General features: G+C 68.0%; 2 protein-coding genes. Both read right to left on the bottom strand.

What is annotated here, in order from left to right; all coding sequences use genetic code 11:
• Positions 1-604 (bottom strand): electron transfer flavoprotein subunit beta/FixA family protein (locus ACDP63_RS24965; RefSeq protein ID WP_409928868.1); only part of this gene is annotated, 604 nt, incomplete at its 3' end.
• Positions 605-739: 135 nt separating this feature from the next.
• On the bottom strand, positions 740-1,061 hold a 322-nt coding region (locus ACDP63_RS24960; protein ID WP_409928867.1), incomplete at its 5' end, for a dimethylsulfonioproprionate lyase family protein.

Here is a 1,061-nt window from a genome sequence, read left to right as displayed (position 1 = left end):
GCTTCTTCTTGGCCTTCATGATGTTCGGCAGGCTCGCATAGCGCGGCTCGTTCAGCCGCAGGTCGGCGGTGACCACCGCCGGCAGCGCCACCGCGATGGTCTGCAGCCCGCCGTCGACCTCGCGCGTCACCTTGGCCTTGGCCCCTTCGATCTCGACTTTCGAGGCGAAGGTGGCCTGCGCCCAGCCCAAGATCGCCGCCAGCATCTGGCCGGTGGCGTTCATGTCGTTGTCGATGGCCTGCTTGCCGGCGATGACCAGCTCGGTGCCTTCGGCCTTGGCCACCGCGGCGAGAATCTTCGCCACCGCCAGCGGCTCGATGTCCTGCTGCACGTCGTCCGCGGCCACCACCAGGATCGCCCGGTCGGCGCCCATCGCCAGCGCGGTGCGCAGCGTCTCGGCCGCCTGCTTCACGCCGATCGAGACCGCGATCACCTCCTCGGCCTGNACCACCAGGATCGCCCGGTCGGCGCCCATCGCCAGCGCGGTGCGCAGCGTCTCGGCCGCCTGCTTCACGCCGATCGAGACCGCGATCACCTCCTCGGCCTGGCCGGCTTCCTTCAGACGGATCGCCTCCTCCACCGCGATCTCGTCGAACGGGTTCATCGACATCTTCACATTCGCCAGATCGACACCCGTGCCATCCGCGCGAACCCGCGCCTTCACGTTGTAGTCGATCACCCGCTTCACGGGCACGAGGATCTTCATGGCATTGACCTTCCTGCTGTTGTCGTTGATCCGTCAGGCCCGGAGCGCCCGGAGCGCGAACAGCGGTTCCTCCTCGGCCCGCATGGCATGAACCGCATTGGGTGGCACGAAGAAGCTGCCGCCGCCGCCGGGCTCGAACCAGTCGCGCTCCGGCTTGAGGAATTGGCCGGGCGACAGGACCAGATAGGTTTCCTCGGGCGCATGCTGGTGGTCGGGATAACGGGTCTGCGGTGCAAGCAGGTTGAGGCTGATCCTGGGGTCGCGGCGCTCCTGGATGCCGGCGGGGCCGAGCAGCATGGCATTGGCATGGCTTTCGGCACATTCGCGCTGGCGGCGGCATCGCCGGTCCGCCTGC

The sequence above is a fragment of the Paracoccus sp. P2 genome, assembly GCF_046335115.1.
Classification (GTDB): domain Bacteria; phylum Pseudomonadota; class Alphaproteobacteria; order Rhodobacterales; family Rhodobacteraceae; genus Paracoccus; species Paracoccus pantotrophus.
The sequence above is the reverse complement of the archived record's forward strand: the minus strand, read 5'-3'. Positions and strand labels throughout refer to the sequence as shown.